Below are 14640 nucleotides of genomic sequence, written 5' to 3'. Positions count from 1 at the left end.
TATATGGAGGCGACGAGCGTGCCTCACCAGGCTCGCACGCCGCCGCTTCTTCCCTCCCCCGCAAGGGGAGGGTGACACTGCCGGAACCGCCCATGCCCCTTCGCCTCGGCGTCAACATCGACCACGTCGCGACCGTGCGGAACGCCCGGGGCGGCGTCCATCCCGATCCGATCCGCGCGGCCCGCACCGCCGTCGAGGCGGGCGCCGACGGCATCACCGCCCATCTGCGCGAGGACCGGCGGCATATCCGCGACGCCGACATGGAAACCCTGGCGCGGGTGCTGACCGTGCCGCTCAACTTCGAGATGGCGGCCACCGACGAGATGATCGCGCTGGCGATCCGATTGCGTCCCCACGCGGCCTGCCTGGTCCCCGAGAAGCGCGAGGAGCGCACCACCGAGGGCGGCCTCGACATCATCGGCGGCCGCGACCACCTCACGCCCCGGATCGCCGCGCTGAGCGGCGCGGGAATCCGCGTCTCGCTCTTCGTCGAGCCGGACGAGGTGGTCATGGACATGGCGCATGCGCTGAAGGCGCCCGTGGTCGAGCTCCACACCGGCACCTATTGCGAGGCGGTCGCCGCGGGCGATGCGGAGCGCACGGCGGCCGAACTCGCCCGGATCGCCCGTGCGGCGGAATACGGCGCCGGACTCGGCCTCGAGATCCATGCCGGCCACGGCCTCGCCCTCGACAGCGTCGGCGCCGTCGCCCGGCTGCCGCAGATCGCCGAGCTCAATATCGGCCATGCGCTCATCGGCGAGGCGATCTTCGTCGGGCTGGGACAGGCGGTGCGCGACATGCGCGCGGCGATGGACGCGGCGCGCGCATGATCCTCGGCATCGGCTCCGACCTCTGCGACATCCGCCGGATCGAGAAGTCGCTGGCCCGCTACGGCGAGCGCTTCACCCATCGCGTCTTCACGGAGGGCGAGCGCGCCAAATCCGATGGTCGGGCGGCGCGGGCGCCGTCCTACGCCCGCCGCTTCGCCGCCAAGGAGGCCTGCGCCAAGGCGCTCGGCACGGGCATGAGCCGGGGCGTGTTCTGGCGCGACATGGAGGTCGTCAACCTGCCCGGCGGCCGGCCGACCCTGAGGCTCGGCGGCGGCGCCCTGGCGCGGCTGGAGGCCATGGTCCCGGCGGGGCACCGGGCGGCGATCCATGTCAGCCTCACCGACGACCCGCCGATGGCGCAGGCTTTCGTGATCATCGAGGCGGTGCCGCTCGACGGGGTGCCGGTCTAGCCGGCGGCGGGGCCGCCGCTCCTCGCGCGGTATGCGACCCCGTCGCTTCACCAAAACCGTGATTCCGGGCTCCGCTCCGCGGCCCCGGAATCATGGGTTTGGGCTTCGGTCGTTCGGGGAGCTCCCCTTCGACCCGGGTTCGGAGCTTCGATGGCTCGCGTTGCCGGGTAAGCCGGCATGGTCTAGACCCGCCCACACCGCGGATCAGGAACTCGGGATTTTCGCAGCGGGACGCAGGGGTGACCCGCCTCTGAGGCCTGCGCGCGGCGAGCCGGAGACGACAGACAGAATGGAACGTGCGCGCGTGGACCACGAGACGAAGCGGGCGGCGAGGGCCGCGGAGCCCGGTGCCTGGGCGAGCATCAAGGAGACGCTCAAGGTCGGCACCCAGGCGCTGCTGATCGCGCTAGTGGTGCGCACGCTGCTGTTCCAGCCCTTCAACATCCCCTCGGGCTCGCTGGTGCCGACCCTGCTGATCGGCGACTACCTCTTCGTCTCGAAATACACCTACGGCTATTCCAAGTACTCCCTGCCGCTGAGCGAGTACCTGCCCTTCAAGGCCGAGGGGCGGATCTGGGGCGCCGAGCCGAAGCGCGGCGACATCGCCGTGTTCAAGCTGCCCAAGGACAACGCCACCGACTACATCAAGCGCGTGATCGGCCTGCCCGGCGACAAGATCCAGATGAAGGCGGGGCTCCTCTACATCAACGACGTGCCGGTCAAGCGCGAGCGCACCACGCCCTACGAGACCACCGGTCCCTACGGCGAGCAGGCGAAGGCCGAGCAGTACATCGAGACCCTGCCGGGCGGGGTGACCCACCTCGTGATCGAGCGCGACGGCGACAACGGCTACTGGGACAACACCGAGGCCTACACCGTGCCGCCTGGCCGGTTCTTCATGATGGGCGACAACCGCGACAATTCCACGGATTCGCGCGACCTCGCCAATGTCGGCTTCGTGCCCTTCGAGAACTTCGTCGGGCGGGCCGAGATGATCTTCTTCTCGATCGACGAGGGCACCGCCGCCTGGCAGGTCTGGAACTGGCCCGCGAACGTGCGCTGGAACCGTCTCTTCAGCGCCATTCGCTAGGGTGATGGGCGAGGTGACGGAGGCGCCGCGCCCCTCCAGCCGAGCGCGGCGCGCGCACCGGCCCAAGCCTGCGCTGACGGTGCTCGAAGGCCGGATCGGCCACGCCTTCGCCGATCCTGCGCTCCTCGCCCTCGCCCTGACCCATGTCAGCAAGGCCGGCGGCGGGCGGCTGGGCAGCTACCAGCGCCTCGAATTCCTGGGCGACCGGGTGCTCGGCCTCGCCATCGCCGAGCTGCTCTACGCCGCCTTCCCGCACTGCGACGAGGGCGAGCTCTCGCGCCGACTCGCCGGCCTCGTCCGCCGCGAGACCTGTGCCGCGGTGGCGACCGCCTGGGATGTCGGGCCCCACCTCGCGCTCGGACCCGGCGAGGTCCAGGGTGGGGGGCGGCGCAACCAGACCATCCTGGCCGATGTCTGCGAGGCGATCCTCGGCGCGGTCTTCCTCGATGCCGGCTACCCGGCGGCCAAGGCCATCGTGAACGCCGCCTTCGCGCCGGCCACCGATACCGCCGCGCCGCGCGGGCGCGACGCGAAATCCGCGCTGCAGGAATGGGCGATGGGCCGGGGACTGCCCATCCCCCTCTACGAGGTCGTGGAGCGCTCAGGCCCCGACCACGCGCCGCGCTTCCGCATCGCCGCCCGGGTCAAGGGCATCGAGGCGGGCTTCGGCAGCGGCACCGCCAAGCGCCTAGCGGAGCAGGAGGCGGCCGCGGCGATCCTCGACCGGGAGGGCGTCGCCTGGGCGGCCGGCAGGAACGAGGCCTCGGCCGGGACCGAGGGAGGAGAGGGCGATGCCTGAGGACGAGCACGGCGCCGAGGAGACATCCGGATCGGCCCCCGGCACCAAGGCGGGCTTCGTCGCGCTGATCGGCGTGCCGAACGCCGGCAAGTCGACCCTGCTCAACAGCCTCGTCGGCACCAAGGTCTCCATCGTCTCGCGCAAGGTCCAGACCACCCGGGCGCTGGTGCGCGGCATCGCGATGGAGGGTCAGTCCCAGATCGTCCTCGTCGACACGCCGGGCATCTTCGCGCCCAAGCGCCGGCTCGACCGCGCGATGGTCCATTCCGCCTGGAGCGGGGCCGCCGATGCCGACGCCGTGTGCCTGCTCATCGACGCGCGCAAGGGGGTCGACGACGAGGTGGAGGCGATCCTCGTGCGATTGCCGGATCTGCGCCGGCCCAAGATCCTGATCCTCAACAAGATCGACCTCATTCCCCGCGAGAGGCTCCTGGCGCTCGCCGCCACGCTGAACGAGCGGGTGTCCTTCGCTCACACCTTCATGATCTCGGCGCTGAACGGCGACGGGGTCGACGCGCTCAAGGGAACGCTGGCCGGGATGATGCCCGAGAGCCCCTGGCTCTACCCGGAGGATCAGGTCTCCGACGCGCCGCTGCGCATGCTCGCGGCCGAGATCACCCGCGAGAAGCTCTACGACCGGCTCCACGAGGAGCTGCCCTATCGCTCGACGGTCGAGACCGACCAGTGGCAGGCGAGGCCCGACGGCTCGGTGCGGATCGAGCAGACGATCTTCGTCGAGCGCGAGAGCCAGCGCTCGATCGTGCTGGGCAAGGGCGGCCAGACCATCAAGGCGATCGGGCAGGCGGCGCGCCTCGAGATCGCCGAGGTCGCGGAGACGCGCGTCCACCTCTTCCTGCACGTGAAGGTCCGCGAGAACTGGGCGGACGACCCGGCCCGCTACCGCGAGATGGGTCTCGAGTTCCCGCGCGGGTGAGGCCCGGTTTTCGTGCGGCCAAGCCTATGTTGTGGAAGGAAAATCGGCGCGTTGAACCAAGCCGGGCGAGCCGAGTTGATGCTTTGGAACGCGCGTGGGTGGTCTGTTCAAGGAGTGGGCCTTGCGTCTGGATTTGAGCAGACTTGATTCGGCGCCACGCCCGATGCGTGAATGCTCACTTCTAGTGCACAACGACTTGACGGCAGGGTTTCAACAGATTCGTTCCATCTTCGACAGTTTCCATCGACATCGAAGTTAATCTTCCCTCGTCGCGCCGCCCGCGCTACGAATCCGTGAGCCGGCCACGATTCGGTCGTCGGCTCATCGTCCACCCTCCCCATCCCGCCCTGAGCCGTCGAGGCGCTCGCGCCGTCGCGTCGGATTCGTCTTCAATGTCCACGAAAGCACCCCCGCCCTTGGTCTACGGAGCGCCGCCCGCCGAGCTCGCGAACATTCCCGCTGGCGCCCTGCAGGTCTCGCCGCTCGTGCCCGGCTCGGCGCGGCTGGAGGATTTCGAGCGCGCGAGCCTCGACGAGGTCGTGATGCTGGCGCCCGCCGGCACCATCGAGCGCCGCTACGCGCTGGCCCTCGCCCTGCGCGCGCTGCGCGGCAACGGCCACCTCGTCGCCCTGGCGCCCAAGGATCGGGGCGGCTCGCGGCTCGGTCGCGAGCTTCTCGCCTTCGGCTGCACGCCGGCCGAGACCGGGCGGCGGCATCACCGCGTCTGCAGCGTGCAGAGACCCGACATCCTCAGCGGTCTCGACGAGGCGATCCGCGAGGGCGGCCCCCGCCACATCGACAACCTGGCGCTCTGCACGCAGCCCGGCATCTTCTCGTGGGACCGGATTGATCCGGGGACGGCGCTGCTCCTCGCGAACCTGCCGCCGCTCTCCGGGCGCGGCGCCGATTTCGGCTGCGGCCTCGGCATCCTCGCCCGCGCCGTGCTGGCCTCGGACGCGGTCAGCGCCCTCGCCCTCGTGGACCTCGACCGGCGCGCGATCGAGATGGCGCGCCGCAACGTCGGCGATCCGCGTGCGACCTTCCTGTGGGCCGACCTCCGCGAGCGCCCGGCCGACCTGTCGCGCCTCGACTTCGTGGTGATGAACCCGCCCTTCCACGACGGCGGCAGCGAGGACCAGGCGCTCGGCCAGAGCTTCATCGCCCGGGCGGCCGAGGCCCTGCGCCCCGGGGGCACGCTCTGGCTCACGGCCAACACCCACCTGCCCTACGAGGCGCCCCTGAACGCGGCCTTCAAGACGGTCGCGCTCAAGGCCGCCTCGGGCGGCTACAAGATCTACGAAGCCCGCAAGTGAGCCCCGGCCCGAGCAAGGGCGCGAGCCTGCGCCTCGACCGGCTGCTCGCCAATCTCGGCTACGGCTCCCGCCGGGAGATCGGGCTCCTCGCCCGCGCCGGGCTCATCGTCCTCGATGGCGCCCCCCTGCGGGCTTCCGACCGGCGCATCGCGGTGACGCCCGACCTTTCCGACCGGATGACCGTCGACGGCGAGCCGCTGGACCCGCCGCCCGGCCTCACCCTGATGCTGCACAAGCCGCTCGGGGTCACCTGCTCGCACAAGGAGGCCGGCCCGCTCGTCTACGGCCTGCTGCCGGAGCGCTGGCGGCGGCGCGACCCCGCTCTCTCGTCCGTCGGCCGCCTCGACAAGGAGACCTCGGGCCTCCTGCTGCTCACCGACGACGGCGCCCTGCTCCACCGGATCATCGCGCCGCGGGCCAGCGTGGCCAAGCGCTACCAGGTCACCCTCGACCGCCCGTTGCGCGGCGACGAGGCCGAGCGGTTCGCCTCGGGCACCCTGATGCTGGAGGGCGAGGACAAGCCGCTTCTTCCCGCGGAGATGCAGGCCCACGACGCCACCCACGCCGCAGTGACCCTCCACGAGGGCCGCTACCATCAGGTCCGCCGCATGTTCGCGGCGCTCGGCAACCACGTCACGGCGCTGCACCGCGACCGGGTCGGGGGCCTCGCGCTGCCGGAGGATCTGGCGGCCGGCAGCTACCGCATCCTGCGATCCCACGACCTCGCCGCGATCTTCGCCGCGCCGCAAGGTCAGGACGTCCGGCTCCGCGAACCCTAGGGCAGGCCGGCGAAGACCTTGTCGAGGAAGGGTAGGGGCGGCGTGCCGGGAGGTGCCTTTGACGAGCCCGTTTTGACGATGCGGTCCACGACGTACTCGCCCAGACGGCGATAGCTCTCGAAGTCACTCTCCGTGAAGAACTGGTTCGTCGTGCTCTCGTGCGGGAAGTCCTTCTTGCGCGTGAGGAACGCCCTCAGCTCGAGGGGCAGCGCGGTGTCGATCCAAGGCTTGATGACGAGCAGTTTGCCGGTCGTTCCGTTCGGATAGGTGATCCGCCCGAGGGAGCCGGGGGGAGGAAGCGGCTCGCCATCCTTGCTCGCGCCGAAGGTGAAATCGATGGTGATGCCGAGGTCGATCAGGACCCGCTGCTTCACCCGGCCGAACTCCTCCGAACTGTACGCCCTGTCCTGGCTGGCATCGATCGCGACGATCAGCCGGCACTTCCGGCGCAGCATCTCGTAGAGGCCGAGATTGTCGAAGTGTCCGCCGTCGGAAAGATAGAGGTAATCGTTGTCCGTGTCGGAACGCCCGAGCAATTCATTGAGCAGGGCCGGAAGCGCGTTGCGCGGTCCCGACGCCTTGAGCGTGTCGACGAGGTCCGACCCTTGTGCGTTCATGCCGGGGTTCGGCAGCCAGGCGCCCAGCCTCACGTTGAACAGGGTCATCACGAAGGCGACGATCGGCGACGAGTAGTAGCCCATGTTCGGGCTCGCCGCCGCGCCGGAGATCGTCATGGCGGTGCCCAGGCTGATGCCCTTGGCCTCGTCACCGCTGCCGGTCTGCCGTTCGTTGCCGGCATAGGCGTCGCTTCGGACATAGGCGCCCTGCCACGCCGCCTTGTTCGCGCGGTCGGCGCCCGGGCCGCACAGGGTGGCGGCACCGCAGCGCAGAGGCGTGATCGTGAAGGGCTCGGCCATGCGCTCGGCCCGGGCCGTGTCCTTCCCGCTCGTCCGGTTGAGCGCGACGTTGATGACGGGCATCAGCCGCATCGGCTCGCGACGGTCGAAGGCATCGGTGACCCGAAGGTTGTCGAAGGGGTCGAAATCCGTGAAGCGGTCGGGCCGCGCCATCGCCTCCGGCCGCGCCGACCCGAGGAAGGCGCGCACCAGGCGGTTCCGGTAGACCGCGTGCAGCGAGAACCGGTTGAGGTTGATCCTGCGTCCGAGCCACCATGCGAGCGCGAGCGCTCCGAGGAGGATGGCGAGGACGGCGAGAGCAAGGCCCCAGACCGGCGCCGACGCGGACGGCGTCAACGCCGAGACGATCCCGCCCGCGCCGACCGCGACCGCCCGGCCGAACACGACGAGGATCGCCAACCCGAACAGCACGATGCCGATGCCGATGAGGATGTCGGTCGGGATCAACCGCGCCTTCGTCGCTTCCGTCTGCTGCGCGGCGAAGGCGGTCCTCGCGCTCTTGCCGATCAGGGCGGCGACGGAGCCCGCGCTCAGGCCGCCGGCCGTGAGTGCCGAGAAGGCCTCGCTGCTCAAGGACGCAACGGCAAGGCCGCCGAGGACGACGACGGAGCCGACGAGGGTCCCGGCCAGGACGAGGAAGAGCTTCGCCGCGTTGAGGCGCGCCAGCCACTCCCGGTCGAGATCGGCGCGCAGGCCCTCCTTGCGGAAGGCGACGTAGATCGTCGTCCGGAGCACGTCGGAGAGGGCGATCCAGGCGGGTCCGGCGAGCGCCAGCCAGAAGACGTCGAGGTGGCGGCACAGCCAGGTGCCGTACCAGATCAGGGCCGCCGACAGGCTCGTGCTCAGCAGAAAGGCCCAGCCGCTTCGCCAGAACGGCCTGAGATGATCGTTGCGGAGCGGCGGATCGGGGTATTTGAGGCGGATCTGGACATAGGCGAGACCGTAGGCCGCCAGGCAGGCGAGCAGGCTGAGAAGCGGCAGCAGGATAAAGCGGGTCTGCAGGGGCGAATCCGGTTCGAGGACCGGTGGCGGACAGGCGACGGGGGCCGGCGCGAGCGCGGGCGGCGCGATGCAGGGCCCCTCGGTGGAGAACACGGCCCGCGCCGCATCGGGAACGCCCGCGTCCGGGACGACCGCGCCGAGTGCCAGGGGCGCCAGCAGGCACCAAGCCACCATCGGCAGGACGACGCGGCGCGCCAGGTCGCGGCCGGTGGGTCCGTAATCCGGTCGTTCGGTCTTCGAGACCGGTTCGTCCGGATGGCTGTGGCTCGGCAGGGTGACGAGGCCCTGGTAGCAGCCGAAGAGCAGGCACCCGGCGGCGGCCACCGCGACGGCGGTATCGAGCACCGAGGAGTCCGGCGGCGCGACCACGGCGCAGACCACGGCGAAATACAGGATCGGCAGCGCCACGATCGCGGCGAAGACGGGCGCGAAGATGAGCCAGTTGATCAGGGCGTTGCGGACCCAGAGCAGCACGCCCGTCCAGGTATCCAGTGAGAACACGCCTGGATTGGGCATCAGGAAGTTGGTGAAGCGGCGCAGGTTACGGATCGGCTCGCCTTCCACCCCGTCGGGTCTGGCGCTGATCAGCGCCTCGATCTCGGCGAGCTTCACCGTCGCCCTTTGGTCGGGGTTGTTGTCGAGGCGGCTCTGGATCACCCGGGTCAGCCAGGCGCCGATATAGCCGCCGCCCGAGACCGTCGAGAGATAATGAAACTCCTTGAGCAGGCCGTGATGCGCGAGTGCCTGGAGCGCGCCCAGGCAGAACGAGGCGCTGCGGATGCCGCCGCCCGATAGGCACAAGGCCGTCGGCCGCTCGCCTTCCTCGAGGCCGAGGGCGGCAGCCTCCTCCAGCGCTTTTCCGGTGTCGACGACGAGTGGGCGATCCAGCGGCGCCATCGGGCCCTCTCCCAGCTTGACCTGCTGCCTGATGTGGATTGTCTCTCGGTTCGGGGTCCGTCAGCCTCGGCCGGCACCATAGTTCAGGCCGCGGGCCAGCACCGCCCGGCAGAAGCGCTCGCTCAGGAGCGGGTTCTGCGACGGCGTCAGGCGCGTGCGGTCGAACTCGCTGATGCAGGAGACGAGCAGCGCCGAGAGCGTCGCGCACCGGCCCGGGTCGCCGTTGCCGATGCCGGCGATCTCCGGCTTGTCGCTCGCCAGCGCCACGAGGAGCGTGCCGTACTGGCTGAGGATCATCGCGTAGGCGTCGTGGCCGATCGTGCCGTTGGCGTAGGCCTGGCAGGCGGCGTAGAGGCCGTCGCGCAGGGCGAGGACGCCGGCCGTGCGCCCCGCGAGCTGCGTCGCGACTTCCGTGGTCTCGAGCTTGAGACCGCCTTCCCCCGAGCCCTGCGGCAGCGTCACCTTGGCGGTGCCGTCCAACTTCTGGCCGAAGGCGATGGCGTAGTCCGGGCTCGGCTCGGTGCAGACGGTGGGAAGCGGGGGGTGCCCGTCCGGCATCGGCCGCAGCCGCTCGGTCACCAGGCGCAGGTTGCCGGTGGTCGCGAGCGTGTCCGAGGAGGCGAACTGGAACTGCGTCACCCGGAGGCTGGGCGAGTCGCAGGCGGTCGTGAGGCCGCCGATCAGGCAGGCGATGACGAGGCGCATGACGGGACCCCACGCTTCGCAGCTTGCGGCGACACGCGATTGCGCAACCTCAAGCTCATCGTCCGAGGCAGGACTCGCTCTTGGCGCCGGGTTCCTGACTCGTTAAGGTTGCATTAAGACAGTGAAGCTTGCCCGTGAAAAGGGCTTCTCGGCCGGTTCCGGGGGAAATCCCGCATCCTGTGGATAACCCCTTCGGCGGCGCTGCGGCCTCGCCCGCCGCCACTCAGGGCCGCCGGCGTTGCACTAGCGGAATGGCCCCCATGCGCGGTGACGCTCCCAGTCCCGGCATTTTGTATTCGCCAGGTCCTAACCCCTAGAACATAGAGCGTGTATTCAGGGGTCATCATCAAATGCGATGAGAGCCGAAAGCACGGATCGTCTGCATTGATCCAAGCATCGCTAAGTTTTCCCGGAAGGCGTAAAGATCCAGGTAACCTCGGCTGTCTAACCTGAGACTGTCTAGAAGGGATCTGCCGCTTCATGCCGCCGAACGACGGGCACATCATCTCGATCGAGGAGGTCGAGCGCGAGATCGCCGGCAGGTTCCGGCGGCTCGCCTTCGCGCCCCCCGTCGAGGCCGAGTTCGAGCGCATCTCCGGGACCCGCCGCTCGCGGATCCTGATCGTGACGGGGATCATCGCGGTCCTGCTCTACGACGTGTTCCTGCTGGTGGATTGGGCGACGCTGAACGACATGTTCACGACCATGATCGTGGCCCGCCTGGGGGTCTTCACCCCGGCCGTGATCGCGATCCTGTGGGCCGCCGACCGCTACAAGCCGTCGATCAGGGCTCAGGAGATCCTGGCGATCCATGTCGGCATCCTGGCGATCTCGCTGCCGATGGTGGCGATGATCTTCAGCGAGAGCCCGCATCGGCTCAATTACCAGTACGGCAGCCTGCTGATCATGATGTTCTCCACCATCGTGCAGCGCGTCAGCTTCCGGTACGCGGCCTACGGCCTCGCCTGCATGCTGGCGTTGCAGCTCGGGACCACCTGGATCTCGGGGGCCTTCGATGCCGAGACGTATCTCGGCATCGTCATGTTCTTCGTGACCGCCTGCTTGCTCATCGCGGTCACGACCTATCTCCTGGAGCAGGGGGAGCGGCGCAGCTTCCTCTTCGCCCTGCGCGGCAAGCTCCTGCACGATCAGGTGGAGGCGCTCGCCTGCACCGATCCGCTGACGGGGCTGTACAACCGCCGCCACCTCACGAAGCTGACGAACACGATCTGGAAGGCCGCCGAGGGCGAGCCGCGCCTCGTCTCGGCGATCCTCTTCGACATCGATCACTTCAAGAGGTTCAACGACAGCTGCGGGCATCTCGCGGGGGACGACTGCCTGAACGCCGTGAGCGCCTGCGGGGCCGCCGCGGCGCGGGCGCAGGGCGGCGCGGCCTTCCGCTTCGGCGGCGAGGAGATCCTCGTGCTGTTGCCGGGAAGCGACCTCGCGACGGCGCTGAAGGCGGCCGAGTCCCTGCGCGCGGCGATCGAGGCGGCGGCGATCCCTCATCCGGCCGTCGGCGGCGTCGTGACGGCCAGCTTCGGGGTCGCCAGCATCCTCGCGCCGGGAGCGGATGTCAGCGCCCTGATCGCGGCCGCCGACGGCGCGCTCTACGCGGCCAAGCGCGCCGGCCGCAACCGCGTGGCGTCGGCGCCCGAGCGCCCCGGCTTCCCAGGCCCGGCGATGGAGGCCGAGGCGGCCTGACGCTGGTCGGCGCGGCGGAGCCCGGTCCGGGCTCCCGCGTCTTGTCTGCGCATCCCCGTTCTGCTAAGGCCCCGCCCATTCCACACGCGGAGTCGGCCTCATGCCTGAATGAGGCGTTTCCGGTGATCGGCTCTCGGGCCGATCGCTTTCCTCCGCGGCGGCATCAACCGGAGAGCACAAAGATCATGGCCGTTGATTTCACGATGCGTCAGCTTCTCGAAGCCGGCGCCCATTTCGGACACCAGTCGCACCGCTGGAACCCGAAGATGCAGTCCTACATCTTCGGGACGCGCAACAACATCCACATCATCGACCTCGCCCAGACCGTGCCGGCGCTCCACCAGGCGCTCCAGGCCGTGAGCGACACCGTGGCGAAGGGCGGTCGCGTGCTGTTCGTCGGCACCAAGCGCCAGGCCGCCGACACCATCGCCGAGGCCGCCAAGCGCTCGGCCCAGTACTACGTCAACTCCCGCTGGCTCGGCGGCATGCTGACCAACTGGAAGACCATCTCGGGCTCGATCCAGCGCCTGCGCAAGGTCGACGAGACCCTGGAGGGCGGGGCCGTCGGCCTCACCAAGAAGGAGCGCCTCATGCTCGCCCGCGAGAAGGAAAAGCTCGAGAAGGCGCTCGGCGGCATCAAGGACATGGGCGGCGTGCCCGACCTCCTGTTCGTGATCGACACGAACAAGGAGCAGCTCGCGATCAAGGAGGCCCAGCGCCTCGGCATCCCCGTCGCTGCCATCGTCGACACCAACTGCAACCCCGACGGCATCACCTACGTTGTGCCGGCCAACGACGATGCGGGCCGCGCCATCGCGCTCTATTGCGACCTCATCGCCCGCGCGGCCATCGACGGCATCTCGCGCGGCCAGGGTTCGAGCGGCGTCGACCTCGGCGCCTCCGAGGCCCCGGTTCCCGAGGAGCTGCCCGCCAACGATGATCTCGCCGTCCAGGGCGCGGTCTCGGCCGAGTCCGACGCGATCACCCCCGCCGAGGTGGCCGCGCTCGTCGAGTCGACGGAGCATTTCGAGCTGCTCTCGGCCCCGCGCGGCGCGCCGGACGACCTCTCGAAGCTGCACGGCGCCGGCCCGCAGATGGTGCAGAAGCTGAACGACGCCGGCATCTACCATTACTGGCAGATCGCCGCGATGACCGAGGCCGACATCGCTAAGGTCGACGCCGACCTCAAGCTCAACGGCCGCATCGGCCGCGACGGCTGGGTCGAGCAGGCCCGCAGCTTCGCCGAGGCCGCCGCCGCGGCCTGAGCCTTCAGGCGGCCCGCGCCGCTTCGACCCGAGAGACTGCGAAACCCGGCGCTCGCGAGCCCAAGCGCCGGGTTCTTATCATCTGACGATGGAACGAGGGGACCGGCCATGGCCAACATCACCGCAGCGATGGTGAAGGACCTGCGCGAGAAGACCGGCGCGGGCATGATGGATTGCAAGGGCGCGCTCAACGAGACCGGCGGCGACATCGAGGCCGCGGTCGACTGGCTGCGCAAGAAGGGCCTCGCCAAGGCCGCCAAGAAGGCCGGCCGCGTCGCCGCCGAGGGCCTCGTCGCGGTGGAATCCTCCGGCCGCCACGCCGCGATCGTCGAGGTGAATTCCGAGACCGACTTCGTCGCCCGCAACGACGGCTTCCAGGCCTTCGCCCGCGAGGCCGCCAAGCTCGCGCTCAACACCGACGGCACCCTCGATGGGCTCGAGGCCGCCCATTATCCGGGCGCCACCTCGACCGTGAAGGAGACCCTCTCCAACCTTATCGCCACGATCGGCGAGAACATGACCCTGCGCCGGGTCGCCAAGCTCGACGTCACCAAGGGCGTGATCGCGACCTACGTCCACGCCCAGGTCAGCGAGGGCTTGGGCAAGATCGGCGTGCTCGTCGCCCTTGAATCCGAGGGCGACGTCGAGGCGCTCTCGACGCTGGGCCGGCAGATCGCGATGCATGTCGCCGCGACGAACCCCGTCGCCCTCGACGCGTCGGGCGTCGATGCCGCGACGCTCGAGCGCGAGAGCAACATCCTGCGCGAGAAGAACGCCGGCAAGCCCGACCACGTGCTGGCCAAGATCGTCGAGAGCGGCCTCAAGACCTACTACAAGGAGGTCACCCTCCTGGAGCAGCCCTTCGTGCATGACGGCTCCAAGACCGTGTCGCAGGTCCTCAAGGAGGCGGCCGGCAAGGTCGGCGCCCCGGTCGCGCTCACGGGCTTCGTGCGCTACGCCCTCGGCGAGGGCATCGAGAAGGACGAGGGTCCGGACTTCGCGGCCGAAGTCGCGGCGATGTCGCGCTAGCTTCGCGCCGTTTTCCGTCTCGCGACAGGGCGGTGGCCGCGAGGCCGCCGCCCTTCGTCGGTTCCGAGGACCCGCATTTTTGATCCGCGCGCCGTATCCACCGCCCGCGAAAATGCTCTAGAAGCCGTCCCGCTTCCGATTTCCAGGCCGGCTTGCGCGAGAGCCGGCAACAAGGGACAGGCCCGATGCCGGAGACGACACCGTTTGCCCGTGTCCTGGTGAAGCTCTCGGGCGAGGCGCTCGCCGCCCCGGACGGCTACTGGCTGCACCCCCCGACGCTGGCCGGAATCGCCGAGGACGTCGCCCGGACCCTGGCGGCCGGCATCCAGGTCGCCCTGGTGGTCGGCGGCGGCAACATGATCCGCGGCGCGCGGATCTCCTCGGCGGGCTGGATCGACCGGGCCACCGGCGATTCCTTGGGCATGATGGCGACCGTGATGAACTCGCTCGCCATCGAGACCGCCCTCAACGCGGCCGGCGTCACGGCCCGGACCATGTCGGCGGTCTCGATGCCGACGATCTGCGAGACCTTCGCGCGGCAGCCCGCCCTGCACCATCTCGACAAGGGGCAGGTCGTGGTGCTCGCCGGCGGCACCGGCAACCCCTTCTTCACCACCGACACGGCGGCGGTGCTGCGCGGAGCCGAGCTGCGCTGCGACGCCGTGCTCAAGGCGACGCAGGTCGACGGCGTCTATTCCGCCGATCCGAAGAAGGACCCGACCGCGACCCGCTACGACCGCCTGACCCATGACGAGGCGATCGCCCGCGACCTCAAGATCATGGACACCGCGGCCTTCGCGCTGGCCCGCGAGAGCCGGCTCTCGATCGTCGTGGGCTCGGTCCACGCCCCGAGCTCGATCACCGCGATCCTCACCGGCCAGGCGCCCTCAACGCACGTGGTGCCCTGATACGCTCCTCGTTGGTCGCTTCGCTCGCCGCGTCCTGTCCCGGACGCCTGGAGCGTCA

Annotated in this window: 13 protein-coding genes; 11 read left to right on the top strand and 2 right to left on the bottom strand. The window is 69.8% G+C overall.

The features are described 5' to 3' along the window. The first annotated feature begins 92 nt into the window (after positions 1-92). The 7 genes from MFF55_RS18155 (at position 93) to MFF55_RS18125 (ending at position 6155) form a co-directional block, all read left to right on the top strand. On the top strand, positions 93-830 hold the full coding sequence (locus MFF55_RS18155) for a pyridoxine 5'-phosphate synthase (RefSeq protein ID WP_238245515.1): 738 nt from the start codon (positions 93-95) through the stop codon (positions 828-830). Continuing rightward, a complete protein-coding gene (gene acpS, locus MFF55_RS18150) occupies positions 827-1240 on the top strand; it encodes a holo-ACP synthase (RefSeq protein ID WP_238245514.1) in 414 nt (137 codons plus the stop codon). Before MFF55_RS18155 ends, acpS begins: the two co-directional genes overlap by 4 nt. A gap of 289 nt (positions 1241-1529) precedes the next feature. After that, a complete protein-coding gene (lepB, locus tag MFF55_RS18145; protein WP_238245513.1) occupies positions 1530-2330 on the top strand; it encodes a signal peptidase I in 801 nt (266 codons plus the stop codon). A 4-nt stretch (positions 2331-2334) separates the two neighbouring features. Next, positions 2335-3129, top strand: coding sequence for a ribonuclease III (rnc, locus tag MFF55_RS18140; RefSeq protein ID WP_238245512.1), 795 nt, complete (start codon positions 2335-2337; stop codon positions 3127-3129). Then, the gene (era, locus tag MFF55_RS18135; RefSeq protein ID WP_238245511.1) at positions 3122-4063 is read left to right on the top strand and encodes a GTPase Era; all 942 of its coding nucleotides are present in this window, start codon (positions 3122-3124) and stop codon (positions 4061-4063) included. The genes rnc and era overlap by 8 nt, the downstream gene beginning before the upstream one ends. Before the next feature lie 392 nt (positions 4064-4455). Then, on the top strand, positions 4456-5376 hold the full coding sequence (locus tag MFF55_RS18130; RefSeq protein WP_238245510.1) for a class I SAM-dependent methyltransferase: 921 nt from the start codon (positions 4456-4458) through the stop codon (positions 5374-5376). Further along, a complete protein-coding gene (locus tag MFF55_RS18125) occupies positions 5373-6155 on the top strand; it encodes a pseudouridine synthase (protein ID WP_238245509.1) in 783 nt (260 codons plus the stop codon). The genes MFF55_RS18130 and MFF55_RS18125 overlap by 4 nt, the downstream gene beginning before the upstream one ends. Here the strand turns inward: MFF55_RS18125 and MFF55_RS18120 are convergent. After that, on the bottom strand, positions 6152-8971 hold the full coding sequence (locus MFF55_RS18120; protein WP_238245508.1) for a patatin-like phospholipase family protein: 2820 nt from the start codon (positions 8969-8971) through the stop codon (positions 6152-6154). The genes MFF55_RS18125 and MFF55_RS18120 overlap by 4 nt on opposite strands. Positions 8972-9031: 60 nt before the next feature. Beyond that, positions 9032-9676, bottom strand: coding sequence for a hypothetical protein (locus MFF55_RS18115; RefSeq protein ID WP_238245507.1), 645 nt, complete (start codon positions 9674-9676; stop codon positions 9032-9034). A gap of 480 nt (positions 9677-10156) precedes the next feature. On the opposite strand from MFF55_RS18115, the gene MFF55_RS18110 reads away from it, so the two are divergent. The 4 genes from MFF55_RS18110 to pyrH all read left to right on the top strand — a co-directional run bounded on the left by MFF55_RS18110 (position 10157) and on the right by pyrH (position 14582). Continuing rightward, positions 10157-11380 (top strand): GGDEF domain-containing protein, encoded by a 1224-nt coding sequence (locus MFF55_RS18110; RefSeq protein WP_238245506.1) that lies wholly within the window; start codon positions 10157-10159, stop codon positions 11378-11380. 185 nt (positions 11381-11565) lie between these two features. Next, a complete protein-coding gene (locus MFF55_RS18105; RefSeq protein ID WP_238245505.1) occupies positions 11566-12645 on the top strand; it encodes a 30S ribosomal protein S2 in 1080 nt (359 codons plus the stop codon). 108 nt (positions 12646-12753) lie between these two features. Further along, a complete protein-coding gene (gene tsf, locus MFF55_RS18100) occupies positions 12754-13674 on the top strand; it encodes a translation elongation factor Ts (RefSeq protein WP_238245504.1) in 921 nt (306 codons plus the stop codon). A gap of 185 nt (positions 13675-13859) precedes the next feature. Then, positions 13860-14582: a UMP kinase gene (gene pyrH, locus MFF55_RS18095; protein ID WP_238245503.1), complete on the top strand. Its 723-nt coding sequence runs from the start codon at positions 13860-13862 to the stop codon at positions 14580-14582. The last annotated feature ends 58 nt before the right edge of the window (positions 14583-14640 follow it).

Source organism: Methylobacterium iners (assembly GCF_022179305.1).
In the GTDB taxonomy this organism is placed as follows: domain Bacteria; phylum Pseudomonadota; class Alphaproteobacteria; order Rhizobiales; family Beijerinckiaceae; genus Methylobacterium; species Methylobacterium iners.
The sequence above is the reverse complement of the archived record's forward strand: the minus strand, read 5'-3'. Positions and strand labels throughout refer to the sequence as shown.

What these genes read in the sequence shown, in the direction of transcription:
- MFF55_RS18155 (WP_238245515.1), top strand. Translation starts at nt 93, where the DNA reads ATGCCCCTTCGCCTCGGCGTCAACATCGACCACGTCGCGACCGTGCGG.
- acpS (WP_238245514.1), top strand. Translation starts at nt 827, where the DNA reads ATGATCCTCGGCATCGGCTCCGACCTCTGCGACATCCGCCGGATCGAG.
- lepB (WP_238245513.1), top strand. Translation starts at nt 1,530, where the DNA reads ATGGAACGTGCGCGCGTGGACCACGAGACGAAGCGGGCGGCGAGGGCC.
- rnc (WP_238245512.1), top strand. Translation starts at nt 2,335, where the DNA reads ATGGGCGAGGTGACGGAGGCGCCGCGCCCCTCCAGCCGAGCGCGGCGC.
- era (WP_238245511.1), top strand. Translation starts at nt 3,122, where the DNA reads ATGCCTGAGGACGAGCACGGCGCCGAGGAGACATCCGGATCGGCCCCC.
- MFF55_RS18130 (WP_238245510.1), top strand. Translation starts at nt 4,456, where the DNA reads ATGTCCACGAAAGCACCCCCGCCCTTGGTCTACGGAGCGCCGCCCGCC.
- MFF55_RS18120 (WP_238245508.1), bottom strand. Translation starts at nt 8,971, where the DNA reads ATGGCGCCGCTGGATCGCCCACTCGTCGTCGACACCGGAAAAGCGCTG.
- MFF55_RS18115 (WP_238245507.1), bottom strand. Translation starts at nt 9,676, where the DNA reads ATGCGCCTCGTCATCGCCTGCCTGATCGGCGGCCTCACGACCGCCTGC.
- MFF55_RS18110 (WP_238245506.1), top strand. Translation starts at nt 10,157, where the DNA reads ATGCCGCCGAACGACGGGCACATCATCTCGATCGAGGAGGTCGAGCGC.
- MFF55_RS18105 (WP_238245505.1), top strand. Translation starts at nt 11,566, where the DNA reads ATGGCCGTTGATTTCACGATGCGTCAGCTTCTCGAAGCCGGCGCCCAT.
- tsf (WP_238245504.1), top strand. Translation starts at nt 12,754, where the DNA reads ATGGCCAACATCACCGCAGCGATGGTGAAGGACCTGCGCGAGAAGACC.
- pyrH (WP_238245503.1), top strand. Translation starts at nt 13,860, where the DNA reads ATGCCGGAGACGACACCGTTTGCCCGTGTCCTGGTGAAGCTCTCGGGC.